Origin of the sequence: Serratia sp. CY43202 (assembly GCF_052168755.1) — a bacterium.
In the GTDB taxonomy this organism is placed as follows: domain Bacteria; phylum Pseudomonadota; class Gammaproteobacteria; order Enterobacterales; family Enterobacteriaceae; genus Serratia; species Serratia bockelmannii.
On sequence record NZ_JBJNMB010000006.1, the window covers coordinates 103,775 to 118,760 of the forward strand.

Below are 14,986 nucleotides of genomic sequence, written 5' to 3' on the forward strand. Positions count from 1 at the left end.
ACGCCAATGCGTAAGATATAGTGAAGCCTGCGTAATGTTTGTAAGGACAGCCAATGAAAACCACCAACGCACAGCGCAAAATCAACATCATTAAAAATATTGAATATCTGATGCGTACCCGCGGTGAAACCAAGGCTTCCTTTTCCAATCGCAGCGGCCTGACGCGCACTACCCTCTACAAAATTCTTGACGGAAGAGTGAACAACGTTCAGCAATCCACCGTGAATCGGATCTCCGACTTCTTCGGTGTCTCCTGTGAAGAGATCGAAGACTACGATCTGGAAAAACTGGAGCTGCTCAACGAAACGCTGTCCACCGAAGGCAACAAGAACCCTTCCGCCATTCCGGTGATCCCCCAGTCGCGCTATCTGGCCGTCTCGCAGCGCAAGATCGGGCAGTTGGTCACCGAGTTTCCTCTGACTTATTTCTTCGGCGATGAGTCGAACATGTTGGCAATAAAAATAGAGACCGAAATTAAAGGGTCATTTATTCCCGGCGAGGTCATCATCATCAAAAGGCCGCCGGTACTGATTTGCGATTCACCTTTGCTGTATCACTCGGGAAAACGCGGCTTCTTTGTGGTTGACGACAAAGACAGCGAAAGCATGGACAAACGCCCTCAGGACACCGTGCACTTCCTGGGTTACATCGTTGGAGAAAGGTTATAAATGGAACCGAATCAGAAGTTCAAGCTGTTGGGCTTCACCCGGCATGGCACCATCGCGGCCAATGTCATGGTATTGGCCACCGGCAAAACCATTACCATGGGGCTGAATGAGCTGGCCGACAGCGAAATATCAGAAGATCTGAGCCGGCACGAGCTGCAGGCGCTGTACCGCAAACTCTATGGCGATAACCAACAAAAAACCGCCTACGAGCTCAGCGATCGCCACGAACGCTCCTGGTACGCCTACCTGATTATTACCGTGGCGCTCAGCGTGATTTATATTTTCTCAACGCTGTGCGGCGTCAAGCCGATCCAAATCCCGGTGCTGAATCTCATCACGCCGCCGGCGATCTTCATCTACCCGCTCACGTTCATTCTGGTGGACATCCTTAACGAATTCTATGGGTTGCGGCTGGCTCGGCGCACCATCATCATCTCGTTTATCGCCAACCTGACCTTCGTCCTGGGGGTCTGGGTAACAACGCTGGTGCCGAGTATTCCGCAGTGGGAGTACAGCGAGACCTACAACGGCATCGTGCACAGCATCATGGCGGTGCTGGTGGCCTCGTCGGCGGCCTATCTGATCTCCGAGAACGTCAACTCCTACCTGCTCTGCAAAATCAAAGAGTTGACCAACTCCCGCTACCTGTTTGTGCGCGTGATCACCAGTACCGTAGTGGCGTCGGCCATCGACAGCGTGGTGTTCTGTACGCTGGCGTTCTACAACGTGCTGAGCTGGGACATCATCAAAACCATGATCCTGTCGCAGTTCCTGATCAAGGTGGTTTACGCCCTGCTGGGCGTCGGGCCGATCTACGCCACCCGCAGTCTGTTTAACCGCTACATCAATACCGAACAAGCAAAGGGCAATGAATATGCATATCCAAAAGCAAGATAAGATCACCCATCTTGGCGCGAACTCCGATTATCCGGATCAATATGCACCCGCATTGCTCGAAGCCCTGCCGCGCGCGCGCGGCCGCGATCTGATCGGCGTGGACGAGCAGCAGCTGCCATTCAGCGGCTTCGATCTGTGGACCGCCTTCGAGTTGTCGTGGCTCAACGGCAAGGGCAAACCGGTGGTGGGCATCGGCGAATTTACCTTCCCGCACTCTTCTTCCAACCTGATCGAATCCAAATCGTTCAAGCTGTATCTCAACAGCTTCAACCAAACGCGCTTCGACAGCGTGGAACAGGTGAGCGCCGCCATGCAGAAGGATCTGTCGCAGGCGGCCAATGGCCAGGTCACCGTCAAGCTCTATCCGGGTTTGGAAGGTTACCCCGCGCAGATCGATCGTCTGCCGGGCATCAACATCGACGATCTGGATATCGCGGTCGACGACTTCGCCTTCAAACCGGAATACCTGAGCGGCGCGGCCGATCAAGGGGAGCACGTAGCGGAGACGCTGTCTTCCAATCTGCTGAAATCCAACTGCCTGGTCACCAACCAGCCGGACTGGGGCAGCGTGGTGATCCACTATGAAGGCCGCAAAATCGATCGCGAAAGCCTGCTGCGCTACCTGATCTCCTTCCGCCAGCACAACGAATTCCACGAGCAGTGCGTCGAGCGCATTTTCAACGACATCAAGCAGAGCTGCCGCCCGGAAAAACTCAGCGTGTTCGCGCGCTACACCCGCCGTGGCGGCCTGGACATCAACCCCTTCCGCAGCGATTTCGAAACGGCGCCAGCGCTCGGCCGCCTGATCAGGCAGTAAGCGTTACCCCCCAATGCTCCCGCCAGGGAGCATTGTTTCCTCGCTTTCATCTCCCTGTTATTTTTCGCCATTATCGTCGTCAGCGGCTATCTTCAAAGCACACTGACGGAGATTAACGACGCATGCCTGGCCTTTCTCGCAGAGACCTACTGCGGGCCGCTGCCATTGGATCGGCTTTCACGCTGTTGCCCGCCTCGATTCGCAAAGCGCTGGCCATTCCCGCCAATAACCGCACCGGCACCCTGCGCGACGTCGAACACGTGGTGATCCTGATGCAGGAGAATCGCTCTTTCGACCACTACTTCGGCACCCTGCCGGGTGTACGCGGCTTCAGCGATCGCTTTACCATCCCATTGCCCGGCGATCGCCTCGTCTGGCAGCAGCAGGGCGCCGAGCGGCTGGTGCTGCCCTACCATCTGGACAGCAAACGCGGCAACGCACAGCGCGTCACTGGCACGCCGCACTCGTGGGTGGATGAGCAAGCCGCCTGGGATCACGGCCGCATGAGCGCCTGGCCCACCTACAAAACGCCGGCCTCGATGGGCTACTACCGCCAGCAGGAGCTGCCGTTCCAGTTCGCACTGGCCAACGCCTTTACCCTGTGCGACGCCTATCACTGCGCTATCCACGCCGGCACCAACACCAACCGGCTGTTCCACTGGACCGGCACCAACGGCCCGTCCGCCGCCGACGTGGCGGTGGTGGTCAACGAGTGGGACAGCCCCGGCCCGGCGGAGATCGGCTACCAGTGGACAACCTATCCGGAACGGCTGGAGGCGAGCGGCGTCAGCTGGAAGGTGTACCAATTCCTGCCGGACAACTTTACCGACAACCCGCTGGCGGGCTTCCGCCAATACCGCGCCGCCAGCATTCAGGTGGGCAACCCGGCGCGGCCGCCGAAAGACTTCAACGCCTTCGTGCCCTATCGTGATGCGCTCAACGCGACCGCGCCGCTGTACAAGGGCAACGGCAACACCCTGCCGGCCGCCGACGGCAACGATCTGGACGCCATGCTGGCCGGATTCCGTGCCGACGTGCAGCAGGGCAAACTGCCGCAGGTCAGCTGGATCATCGCGCCGGCGGCCTATTCGGAACATCCCGATCCCTCCAGCCCGGTGCAGGGCGGCTGGTTCACGCAAGAGATCCTCAACGCGCTGACCGATAACCCGGAGGTGTGGAGCAAAACCGTTCTGCTGGTCAACTACGACGAAAACGACGGCTTTTTCGATCATATGCCTTCGCCTTCTGCACCGTCGCTGCGTGAAGACGGCAGCTTCGCCGGTAAATCGACCGTGCCGTTCGACACCGAGATCTTCCAGCACGTGGCGCCGCCCGGCTCGCAGGATCAACCGCCGCCGGACGGCCGCATCTACGGCCCCGGCCCGCGGGTGCCGATGCTGGTGCTATCGCCCTGGAGCCGCGGCGGCTGGGTCAATTCGCAGGTCTTCGATCACACCTCGGTGCTGCAATTCCTGGAAAAGCGCTTTCAGGTGCATGAACCCAACATCAGCGCCTGGCGCCGCGCGGTGTGTGGCGATCTCACCTCAGCGTTCAACTTTGTCGACCCTAACGGCGAAGCGCTGCCAAGCCTGCCCGCCACCAGCCGCCACGCCGCCGATGGCCTGCGCCAGCGCCAGGAACAGCTGCCGCAGGTGCCGCTGCCATCGCCCGCCCACCAGCGTTTGCCGCACCAACGCCGCCTGGCGCGCCCTTCCCGCGCACTGCCCTACCAACTGCACGTCGAGGCCACCGTCGCGACCGAGCAGCGCCGCGTGACGTTGAACCTGTTCAATACCGGCGAGCAGGGAGCGGTATTTCACGTCTACGACCGGCGAGACCTGACGCAAATCCCGCGCCGCTATACCGTCGAGGCCGGCAAGGCGGTCAGCGACGACTGGCAGGCGGACAATGAGTACCATCTATGGCTGCTCGGCCCCAACGGCTTTCATCGCGAGCTGCGCGGCGTCCTGAGTCGGCCGCAGCCGGAAGTGCGTTTGCGCCCAACGGGCCGCAGCCTGCAGCTGCAGTTGAATAATCCGGGCACCGAAGCGATAGCGGTCACCCTCGAACGCTGCCCTTACACGCAGCAAGGCCCGTGGCCTATTACGCTGCCTGCGGGCGGCAGCCACCACCAAACGTTTGACGCCCGCACCAGCGGCGGCTGGTATGATCTTACGCTGCGAGGCCCCGGCTGGCTGCGTCGCCTGGCGGGGCGGCTGGAGGACGGTGAGCACAGCGTCAGCGACCCGCTGATGGGCCAGGGATGATCTATCGGCATCAAGGGAGTTCAAAAAGCGAAAGGATATCGCTTATCATTGCGTTCTCGTTCTTCGCCGATTACCCAAGGATCTTCATGCCCGCTGTTCTTATCGCTAAAGCCGGCCGCTGGTTGGCCGCCTGTGTGTTGCTGTTGGCCGGCACCGCTCAAGCCGCGCCGATCGTCGTCACCGATGTCGCCGGCCGCCAGGTCACCCTGCCGCAACCGGCCAAACGCGTTATCCTGGCCGATGCCCGTGCGCTGCTGGCGCTGAATATTCTGCATCCGCAGGAGCCGCTGAAAAACATCATCGCCTGGGACAACTCGCTGAAGGTCAAAGCGCCGGATCTGGTGGAGGCCTACGCGAAAAAATTCCCGCAGGTCATGCAGATCCCCACCTTCGACAACCCCTACACCAGTGATTTCAGCGTGGAAAGCGCGGTAGTGCGCCAACCGGATCTGATCATTTTCGACATCGGCCTGCTGAGCAAATTGAAAGACAGCGGCGTGCTGACCCAGCTGGAAAAAGTCGGCATCCCAGTGCTGATCATCGATTTTCGCCAGCAGCCGCTGACCAACACCGTCGCCAGCATGGCGCTGTTGGGAAAAGTGTTTGACGAGCAGCCCAACGCCGATGCTTTTATCCGCCTCTATCAGCAACGCCTCGAACTGGTGCGCCAGCGGGTCGCCACGCTGAAACCGGAGCAGCGCCCCAGCGTCTTCATCGAGCGCAGCGCCGGCATCAAAGGCGAACAGTGCTGCAACACCTTCGGCAAAGGCAGCTTCGGCCAGTTCATCGATACCGCCGGCGGCAACAATATCGGCAGCAAGCTGTTTTCAGACATGGGCGGAGAAGTGAACGTCGAGCAGGTGATCAGCAGCAACCCGGATTTCTATCTGCTGACCGGCGCCGACTGGAGCCGTGGCCATCGCGGCACGCTGGCGGTACCGCTGGGTTACACCACCGATATGGCCACCAGCCAAAAGAAACTGGCGCATCTGCTGGATCGTACCGGTATTAACGTGCTGAAAGCGGTGAAAGAAAAACGCGTGATGGCGATTTATCATCAATTTTACGACACACCGCTCAACTTTATCGCGGTTGAAGCGATCGCCAAATTCCTGCACCCGGCGCTGTTTAAAGATATTGATCCGCAAGCGGATATCGAAATGGTGCACCAGAAATTCACCGCGCTGGATTACAGCGGCGTCTTCTGGCTTACGCCACAATAACCTCCCGCAGGGCCCGCCAGTCGGGTCCTGTTTCCCGCATTCATTATTTAGTTACCCACTTAACTATCCCGTAACAATTCTATTTACTTGCCAATAATTATCATTAAGATTGTCTTTTCTAAAAAAACACATCCGGGTCTGAAACTCTTAAGGCATTATTATGTCACCTCTTTTTCGGCTTTCCCTGCTGACGGCTTCCATCGCCATCGCATTCCCTGTCCTTGCTACTGATAACTCATCTCAGAACGATACCGACACCGTGACCGTCGTCGGCAACTGGCTGGACAACCCTGATACCAGTTCGGTGCTGCTCAACCATCCGGGCGCGCGTTCCATCGTCACCCAGCAGCAGATGCATGAGCAAGGCGACCAAACCATCGCCGACAGCCTGCGCGGTGTGCCCGGCGTGCAGGTGCGCGACAGCAACGGCACCGGCGGCAGCGACATTTCGCTCAACGTCGGCGTGCGCGGCCTGACATCGCGTCTTTCTCCGCGCTCCACCATTCTGATGGATGGCGTCCCGCTGGCGGTTGCGCCTTACGGCCAGCCGCAGCTGTCGATGGCGCCGCTATCGATCGGTAACCTGCAATCGGTGGACGTGGTGCGCGGCGGCGGTGCGGTGCGCTACGGGCCGCAAAACGTCGGCGGCGTGATCAACTTCGTTACCCGCGACATTCCCAAAACGTTTGGCGGCACCGCCAGCGTACAAACCCAGGGCGCCAGCCACGGCGGCCTGAAGACCCTGACCAGCGCCTCCGTGGGCGGCACCGCAGACAACGGCCTCGGCGCCGAGCTGCTCTATTCCGGCCTGCACGGCCAGGGCTACCGCGACAACAACGACAACACCGACATCGACGATTTCATGCTGAAAACGCGTTATGCGTTCACCGATCGCGACGAACTGCTGGCCAATTTCCACTACTACGACGCCAAAGCCGGCATGCCGGGCGGGCTGAGCAGCGCGCAATACGCGCAGAACCCGTTCCAGTCCACGCGGCCGTGGGATCAGTTCGAAGGCCGCCGCAAGGATATGTCGTTCAAATACAAACATCAGGAAGACGACAAGCAGTTCGAAGTGTTGACCTACTTCACCGACAGCTACCGCGGCAGCAACATCGAATCGGAAGGCACCGGCAAAAACGCGGGCCAGCGGCGCATGGTGTCCTACCCTCGCCATTATTCGACCTGGGCGATCGAGCCAAGCTATTCGCAGCTGTTTCGCTTCTGGGATATGGCGCACGAGATCACCCTCGGTTACCGCTATCTGAATGAAACCATGGACGAAAAGGCGTCGCGTTCCGCCTGGTATAATCCGGCGAATATCGGCTCGACGCCGGATACCCCGGACTATTACCAACACACCTCCGGCGGCACCGCTGCCAACGCGTTCTATATCGACGACACCATCAACGTCGGCAACTGGACGGTCACGCCGGGCTTGCGTTATGAAAGCATTCGCACCCACGTGGACGATTCGTTCAACAACATCAGCCGCGAGAAAAGCTACAGCGAGCCGCTGCCGTCATTGAACGTGATGTACCACCTGTCCGACGCCTGGAAACTGTTCGCCAACGCCAACACTTCGTTCGGCAGCATGCAGTATTTCCAGTTGACCAAAGGCGGCAACGGCAACCAGCCGGCGCCGGGGCTGACGGCGGAAAAAGCGCACACCTATGAGTTCGGCACCCGCTACGACGACACCGTGGTCAAGGCCGAGGCCACGCTGTTCTACATCGACTTCGATAACCAGCTGCAGTACATCAGCAACGACGTGGGCTGGACCAACATGGGCGCCACCAAGCACAAAGGCATCGAGCTGGCGCTCAGCTACGATCTCAGCGAGCTGAACCGCGCGCTCGACGGCGCCAGCGTCTACACCAGCTATACCTATACTAAGGCCAGCACCGACAAGGGCGACTTCGCCGGTAAAGACCTGCCGTTCTACTCGCGCCAGGTGTATACCGTCGGTACGCGTTACGCCACCGGCAGCTGGGTATGGAATCTGGACGGTTACGCGCAGTCCAAACAGCATTCGCCGGGCACCGGGCCGGAGTACGTCACGCAGGAAAGTGCCGATGGTCAGTTCGGCAACATCGCCGGTTACATGGTGTGGAATATGCGCGGGGAATATAATTTCGGGCCGCAGCTGTCGAACCTGACGCTGGGCGCCGGGGTAAAAAACCTGTTCGATCAGCGCTACTTTACCCGCTCCAACGACAATAACTTCGGCAAGTACGTCGGCGAACCACGCACCTTCTTCGTGCAGGGGTCGATCGCCTTCTGATACCCAGGCCCCCGATGGGGCCTCGGTATCACCGACAATAAAGACGAAACAGGCGCGCCAAGTGCGCGCCCATCGGCGTCAGGGTGGTGTCCTTGCGTTGGATAAGATAAAACGTCGCTTTCGGCAGACTCTCTTCCAGCTCAAGCGGCACCAAATGCTTGCCCAGAATCGGATCCGAAATCACGTCCACCGACAGAATGCTAACAAAATCGCTCTGCGCCACCAGGCTGGTACAGGCCATAAAGGTCTCACAGGTTACGCTGATCGACGGCGCCATGCCCAAGTCCCCGAACAGATCGTGCAATAGCCGGTAATAACTGCCTTTCGGCGTCGGCATGGTCCAGTCGCAGTGCTGCAGCTGTTTCAGCGAGGTTGCCCCCTCCATCGGATGCCCTTTGCGCACCACCACCCGATACTCTTTTTCCATCAGCCGTTCGTACTGCAACTCGTTGTCGAGGCTGCTGGGGTAATAGGTATTGACGGTAAAATCCAGCTCGCCCTGACGCAGTTCAGGGATCATCGACACCAGCTGCCCCTCGACGATGCGCACCTTCACGTTGGGATACTCACGATGAAACTGAGTGACCACCTGCGGCATCACAGTACGCGCAATGCTGCCACCAACGCCGATATTCACCGTGCCGCCCGCCAACCCCAGCCGCTGCTGGATATCTTCCTGCGCCACCCGCAGCTCCTCAAGGATCAGGCTGGCATGCTGGAAAAAGTTATCGCCACAGTCGGTCAATACCACACCCTGGCTACGGCGAATAAACAACTTGGCGCCCAGCACCTCTTCCAGCTCCTGAATGGCTTTGGTCAGTGCAGGCTGGGAAAGGCGTGAGGTACGGCTAGCGGCGCGGATGCTGCCCTGGCGGCTAACGTCCACAAATGCACGTAATTGGTGCAATTTTATCGAGGCTGGCATAGGCGAAAGGCGATAACCGTTATTTATCAATAGCAAGATATTGGCATCTTATTTAGCCAGATTCCATTGTGTACATTCGGAAAAAACATAATAAATAACCAAATTCTTATTTCGCTTAATTAAGCGCATTTTCTGCGCCAATAAGCGCCATTCACGGCAGTTAGTAACCAAATACACCTTTTTATTTGCAAGAGCATCACCGTCTGATTTCAGTTCAGAGCATAACTGCTGCCTGGAGCAATCCAGCGCGCGATAACTTATGAGATATCACTATGACTAATTCGCTTTCGATGTTGGTGGCCGATCTGTACCCGCAATTGCAGGCCTGGCGCCGCGACTTCCACCGCTATGCCGAATCCGGCTGGTTTGAGTTCCGCACCGCCACCCTGGTGGCGGAAGAACTCGATCGGCTGGGTTACCGCCTGCAGCTAGGCCGCGAGGTCATCAAGGCCGAGGCGCGCATGGGACTGCCCTCGTCCGATGAGCTGGAGGCGCAGGAACTGCGCGCCCGCAATCAGGGCGCGTTGGAAAAATGGTTGCCGCATTTTTCCGGCGGCTTCGCCGGCATCGTCGCAACGCTCGATACCGGCCGCCCCGGCCCGACTATCGCCTACCGCGTGGATATGGACGCCCTCGATCTCAACGAATTGCTGGAACCCGAACACCTGCCGTTCCGTGAAGGCTTCGCCTCTTGCAACAGCGGCATGATGCATGCATGCGGTCATGACGGCCATACCACCATCGGCCTGGGGCTGGCGCACGTGTTCAAAAGCCTGGAGTCCCAGCTTAGCGGCACCGTCAAACTGATCTTCCAGCCGGCGGAGGAAGGCACACGCGGCGCAAAATCGATGGTGGAGGCCGGCGTGGTGGACGACGTCGATTTCTTCACCGCGGTGCATATCGGCACCGGCGTGCCGGCCGGTGAGCTGGTATGTGGCAGCGACAGCTTTATGGCCACCAGCAAGCTGGACGTTACCTTCCGCGGCGTCGCCTCCCACGCCGGCGCCAAGCCGGAAGACGGTCGCAACGCACTGCTGGCGGCGGCGCAGGCTGCGCTAGGGCTTTACGCCATCCCGCGCCACAGCGAAGGCAGCTCACGCATCAATGTCGGCGTGCTGCAGGCCGGCACCGGCCGCAACGTGATCGCCGATCGGGCGTTTATGAAGGTGGAGACGCGCGGCGCCACCAATGAGATCAATACGTTCGTCTATCAGCAGGCCCTGAACGCCATCGAAGGCGCCGCCAAAATGCACGGCGTCGCCTGCGACATCGCGCTGATGGGCGCGGCGCAGAGCAGCAAACCGACCCAACCGTGGGTGGATTATATCCGCCGCCAGGCGCAGCAGATAACCGAGCTGACCTCGGTGGTCGATCGCCGCGAACAGGCGGCGGGTTCAGAAGACGCCACCTACATGATGGAACGGGTGAAATCCCGCGGCGGCCAGGCCTCATACGTCATTTTCGGCACCGAGCTGAGCGCCGGGCACCATAACGAGAAATTCGACTTCAACGAACAGGTGATGGCGGTGGCGGTGAAAACGCTGGCGTCGCTGGCGCTGAACCTGCCGACATTCGGGAGCGGAGCATGAGCAACTCAGAACTGCAGGCATTTATCGACGACTACATTGACCAACGTCAACCCCGCTTCAGCACGCTGAGCGACGCGATTTGGGATCACCCGGAAACGCGCTTCAACGAGACCTATTCCGCCACGTTGCTGGCCGATGCGCTGGAACAGGAAGGCTTCTCGGTCGAACGCGGTGTGGGCGACATCGAGACGGCGTTTATCGCCAGCTACGGCAGCGGCCACCCTGTTATCGCGCTGCTGGGCGAGTACGACGCGCTGGCCGGGCTGAGCCAGCGGTCCGGTTGCGCCACGCCGCAGCCGCTGGTGGAAAACGGCAACGGCCATGGCTGCGGCCACAACCTGCTGGGCACCGCCGCGCTGGCGGGCGCCTTCGCTGCCAAGGCGTGGATGCAGCAGAACCGGCTGACCGGCACCCTGCGCTTCTACGGTTGCCCAGGCGAAGAAGGCGGCTCCGGCAAAACCTTTATGGTGCGCGAAGGCCTGTTCGACGACGTCGACGCCGCCCTCACCTGGCACCCGGAAGGCTTCAGCGGCATGTTCAACACCAGCACGCTGGCCAACATTCAGGCGGCGTTTCACTTTAAGGGCGTCGCCGCCCATGCCGCCAACTCGCCACACCTGGGGCGCAGCGCGCTGGACGCGGTGACGCTGATGAATACCGGCGCCAACTTCCTGCGCGAACATATCGTGCAGGAAGCGCGGCTGCACTACGCGGTCACCCACACCGGCGGCAGCTCCCCCAACGTGGTGCAGGCCGACGCCGAGGTGTTGTACCTGATCCGCGCGCCGCAGCTCGACCAGGCGCAGGACATTTACCAACGGGTGATTAACATCGCCAAGGGCGCAGCGCTGATGACTGACACTCAGATGGACGTGCGCTTCGACAAGGCCTGCTCCAACTATGTGCCGAACCGCAGTCTTGAACGCGCGATGTATCAAAACCTGTGTGATTTCGGTCTGCCCGAGTACAGCGACGCCGAACGCCGCTTCGCCGAGGAAATCCGCCAGACGCTGAGCCGCGACGATCTGCGCAACGCCAAACTCAACATAGCCCGCACCGGTGGCGCAGCCGGGCGCGAGTGGGTACAACTGCTGGGAGATAAGGTGCTGATGGACGAGGTCGCTCCTTATGTGGAGTCCGACGACCTGCTGTACGGTTCTACCGACGTTGGCGACGTGAGCTGGGTGGCGCCAACCGCCCAATGCTTTAGCCCCTGTTTCGCACTCGGCACTCCTCTGCACACCTGGCAACTGGTGGCGCAGGGCCGCACCGCTATCGCCCATAAGGGCATGTGCCTGGCCGGCAAGGTGATGGCGGCGACCGCCATCGATCTGCTGAGCGACAGCGCCCTGCTGGCGAGCTGCCGCAGCGAGTTTGAGCACCAACGCGCCGAACAGCCGTATCGATGCCCTATCCCACAGGGGGTAAAACCCTCCCCATTGAAATAGCATGAACAGACAGGGCCCGGTTCACCGGGCCACTAAGCATAATTATAAATAAATCAAATAATAACAATCACACAACAGAGCAAACACAGAGGGTAAAATCATGAGTGAGGCCACAACGCCAATCAATAAAAGCCCCGGACGCGTTTTTTACTGGGTGGAACGCATCGGCAATAAGATCCCTAATCCGTTTTTACTGTTCGTCTATTTGATCCTGGTGCTTATGCTGGCCACCGCGCTATTTTCCTGGCTCGACGTGGCGGTGAAAAATCCGGCCACCGGCGAGCTCATCAAGGTGAATAATCTGATGAGCGTGGCGGGCATGCAGTGGATATTTCCCAACATCATCCATAACTTCAGCAGCTTTGCGCCGCTGGGGGCTATTTTGGCGCTGGTGATAGGCGCCGGCCTGGCGGAAAAGGTCGGCCTGCTGCAGGCGCTGATGTACAAAATGGCCTCGCGCGTCAGCGCCCGCTACGCCAGTTATATGGTGCTGTTTATCGCCTTCTTCAGTCATATATCGTCGGACGCCGCGCTGGTGGTGATGCCGCCCCTTGGCGCACTGATGTTCGTGGCGGTGGGCCGCCACCCAATAGCCGGACTGCTGGCGGCGATCGCCGGCGTCGCCTCCGGCTTTACCGCCAACCTGTTGATCGTCACCACCGACGTATTGCTTTCCGGTATCAGTACCGAAGCCACCAAAGCGGTGGATGGCGCGGTTCACGTCAGCGTGATCGACAACTGGTACTTTATGGCCACCTCAGTGGTCGTGCTGACCATCGCAGGCGCGCTGCTCACCGACAAATTTATCGAGCCCCGTCTGCCGAAGTGGCAAGGCAGCGCCGAAGGCAAAATCGCAGCGCTGACCCCGCTGCAAAACCGGGGGCTGATGATGAGCGGTATCGCCGCGCTGGTGTTTATCGCCATCATCGCCGCTCTGGTGGTGCCGGAGGCCGCGCCGCTGCGTGACCCAAACACCGGTTCGGTGATCCCTTCCCCGTTCATCAAGGGTATCGTGCCGATCATCATCCTGTTTTTCTTCACCGTCGCCATTACCTATGGCGTAGTCACCAAACAGATCCGTCGGCCGGACGATATTCCCCATCACTTGCTCGATCCGATGAAAAGCATGGCGGGTTTTATCGTGATGGTATTTCCGCTGTCGCAGTTCGTGGCGTTCTTTAACTGGAGCAACATGGGCAAGTTTATGGCCGTCGGCCTGACCGATATGCTGGAAGCCGCCGGCATGAGTGGCGCACCGGCATTTCTCGGCCTGATGTTCCTCTCCGCCTTCCTGTGCATGTTCATCGCCAGCGGCTCGGCGATCTGGTCAATTTTAGCGCCGATCTTCGTGCCGATGTTTATGCTGCTCGGTTTCCACCCGGCGTTCGCCCAGATGATCTTTCGCATCGCCGACTCTGCGGTGCTGCCGCTGGCGCCGATGTCGCCGTTCCTGCCGCTGTTCCTCGGCTTCCTGCAGCGCTACCGCAAAGACGCGCAGCTCGGCACCTATTACGTGCTGATCCTGCCCTATCCTTTGGTGTTCTTCAGCGTGTGGATTTTGCTGCTGCTGGTCTGGTATGCGCTAGGCTTGCCAATCGGTCCCGGCGTCTATCCGAAGCTGGGCTAAACGCTCTGCTATCTCGCCCCGCGCTGGTTCGCGGGGCAGATTCCCTCCCCCCAAGCCCAGTAGAAAGATTGATCTTCCTCACTGCCCAAGCGGCTCTGAGGATTATTTCATTGCCTTGCTAAATCGGTTCTTCTATTTTAGCTAACCATCTGACAACGACAAAAATAGGGATTAAGCATGATGAATCGCGTATGGGTACTGGGCGACGCCGTGATCGACCTGGTGCCGGAAAATGCCAACGGTTATCTCAAATGCCCCGGCGGCGCGCCGGCGAATGTGGCGGTGGGTATCGCCCGGCTCGGTGGCGACAGCGCTTTTATCGGGCGTGTGGGGCAAGACGGCTTCGGCGCCTTTCTGCAGCAGGTACTGAGCGATGAAGGGGTGGATATCGGTCATATGAGACCGGATCCCGACCACCACACTTCCACGGTGGTGGTGGATCTCGATCTGCAGGGTGAGCGCTCATTCACGTTTATGGTGCAGCCCAGCGCCGATCTGTTTTTGCAGCCCGACGATCTGCCGGCTTTCCAACGGGGCGAATGGCTGCACCTCTGCTCCATCGCGCTTTCACAAGAACCCAGCCGCAGCGCGGCCTTTGCGGCGATGGAACGCATTCGGGCGGCCGGTGGCCAGGTCAGTTTCGATCCCAACATCCGCGAAGAGGTCTGGCGCCAGCCGGAAGCGCTGCGCCCCTGCCTGCAAAAGGCGCTGTTGCTGGCGGACGTGGTGAAACTGTCGCGCGAAGAGCTGGCTTTCATCAGCCACCTTGACGATGTAGAGAACGGCATCCGCTGGATGATGCAAACCTACCCGACACGCCTGCTGCTGGTGACGCTGGGCGGCGACGGCGTCTGCGTACACGATGGGCATCGCCTGCGCCATTTCCGCGCGCCGTCGATCGTGCCGGTCGATACCACCGGCGCCGGCGACGCGTTTGTCGCCGGTCTGTTAGCGGCGCTGGCACGCCTTCACGAATTGCCGCAGGAAACGCAGTGGCCGGCGGTTATCGCCCAGGCTCAGGCCTGCGGCGCACTGGCCACCACCGCCAAAGGCGCCATGACCGCCCTGCCCCGCGCCGAAGAGCTCACCGCTTTTCTGCGCTGATCCCTGCATCCACGGCGATCCCCTGGGCGCCGTGGTCTTTTACCCCCACGATTTGCGCACTCGATCACAATAGCTGAATCGGGTTAGCAAACTTGATTGCCAGCCCGCTTCTTGATCGTTATCTTTCGCCTTGAAAA

General features: G+C 59.7%; 11 protein-coding genes. 10 read left to right on the top strand and 1 reads right to left on the bottom strand.

Annotated features, from left to right (window positions below):
* The first annotated feature begins 53 nt into the window (after window positions 1-53).
* The 6 genes from ACJ8J5_RS13910 to ACJ8J5_RS13935 all read left to right on the top strand — a co-directional run bounded on the left by ACJ8J5_RS13910 (window position 54) and on the right by ACJ8J5_RS13935 (window position 8,156).
* Complete coding sequence (locus ACJ8J5_RS13910; protein ID WP_261127553.1) at window positions 54-668, top strand: helix-turn-helix domain-containing protein; 615 nt, start codon at window positions 54-56, stop codon at window positions 666-668.
* Entirely contained in the window at window positions 669-1,565 is an 897-nt protein-coding gene (locus ACJ8J5_RS13915) for a queuosine precursor transporter (protein ID WP_004937338.1), read from the top strand.
* The gene (gene queF / locus ACJ8J5_RS13920) at window positions 1,543-2,382 is read left to right on the top strand and encodes an NADPH-dependent 7-cyano-7-deazaguanine reductase QueF (protein ID WP_049204446.1); all 840 of its coding nucleotides are present in this window, start codon (window positions 1,543-1,545) and stop codon (window positions 2,380-2,382) included. Before ACJ8J5_RS13915 ends, queF begins: the two co-directional genes overlap by 23 nt.
* Before the next feature lie 122 nt (window positions 2,383-2,504).
* Window positions 2,505-4,649, top strand: coding sequence for a phosphocholine-specific phospholipase C (locus ACJ8J5_RS13925; RefSeq protein WP_414104532.1), 2,145 nt, complete (start codon window positions 2,505-2,507; stop codon window positions 4,647-4,649).
* Between the two features lie 86 nt (window positions 4,650-4,735).
* Window positions 4,736-5,872, top strand: coding sequence for an ABC transporter substrate-binding protein (locus ACJ8J5_RS13930; RefSeq protein ID WP_025304271.1), 1,137 nt, complete (start codon window positions 4,736-4,738; stop codon window positions 5,870-5,872).
* 160 nt (window positions 5,873-6,032) lie between these two features.
* Window positions 6,033-8,156, top strand: coding sequence for a TonB-dependent receptor family protein (locus ACJ8J5_RS13935; RefSeq protein ID WP_414104533.1), 2,124 nt, complete (start codon window positions 6,033-6,035; stop codon window positions 8,154-8,156).
* Between the two features lie 28 nt (window positions 8,157-8,184).
* On the opposite strand, the gene ACJ8J5_RS13940 is transcribed toward ACJ8J5_RS13935, so the two are convergent.
* Window positions 8,185-9,081, bottom strand: coding sequence for a LysR family transcriptional regulator (locus ACJ8J5_RS13940; RefSeq protein WP_025304273.1), 897 nt, complete (start codon window positions 9,079-9,081; stop codon window positions 8,185-8,187).
* 272 nt (window positions 9,082-9,353) lie between these two features.
* Between ACJ8J5_RS13940 and ACJ8J5_RS13945 the strand changes: the two genes are divergently transcribed.
* From ACJ8J5_RS13945 to ACJ8J5_RS13960, 4 genes are all read left to right on the top strand, one after another.
* Window positions 9,354-10,670: a M20 family metallo-hydrolase gene (locus ACJ8J5_RS13945; RefSeq protein ID WP_025304274.1), complete on the top strand. Its 1,317-nt coding sequence runs from the start codon at window positions 9,354-9,356 to the stop codon at window positions 10,668-10,670.
* Complete coding sequence (locus ACJ8J5_RS13950) at window positions 10,667-12,118, top strand: M20 family metallopeptidase (RefSeq protein WP_025304275.1); 1,452 nt, start codon at window positions 10,667-10,669, stop codon at window positions 12,116-12,118. Before ACJ8J5_RS13945 ends, ACJ8J5_RS13950 begins: the two co-directional genes overlap by 4 nt.
* A 100-nt stretch (window positions 12,119-12,218) precedes the next feature.
* Window positions 12,219-13,745 (top strand): p-aminobenzoyl-glutamate transporter, encoded by a 1,527-nt coding sequence (gene abgT, locus ACJ8J5_RS13955; RefSeq protein ID WP_414104534.1) that lies wholly within the window; start codon window positions 12,219-12,221, stop codon window positions 13,743-13,745.
* Window positions 13,746-13,922: 177 nt separating this feature from the next.
* Window positions 13,923-14,849: an aminoimidazole riboside kinase gene (locus ACJ8J5_RS13960; protein WP_147823216.1), complete on the top strand. Its 927-nt coding sequence runs from the start codon at window positions 13,923-13,925 to the stop codon at window positions 14,847-14,849.
* Window positions 14,850-14,986: the final 137 nt, after the last annotated feature.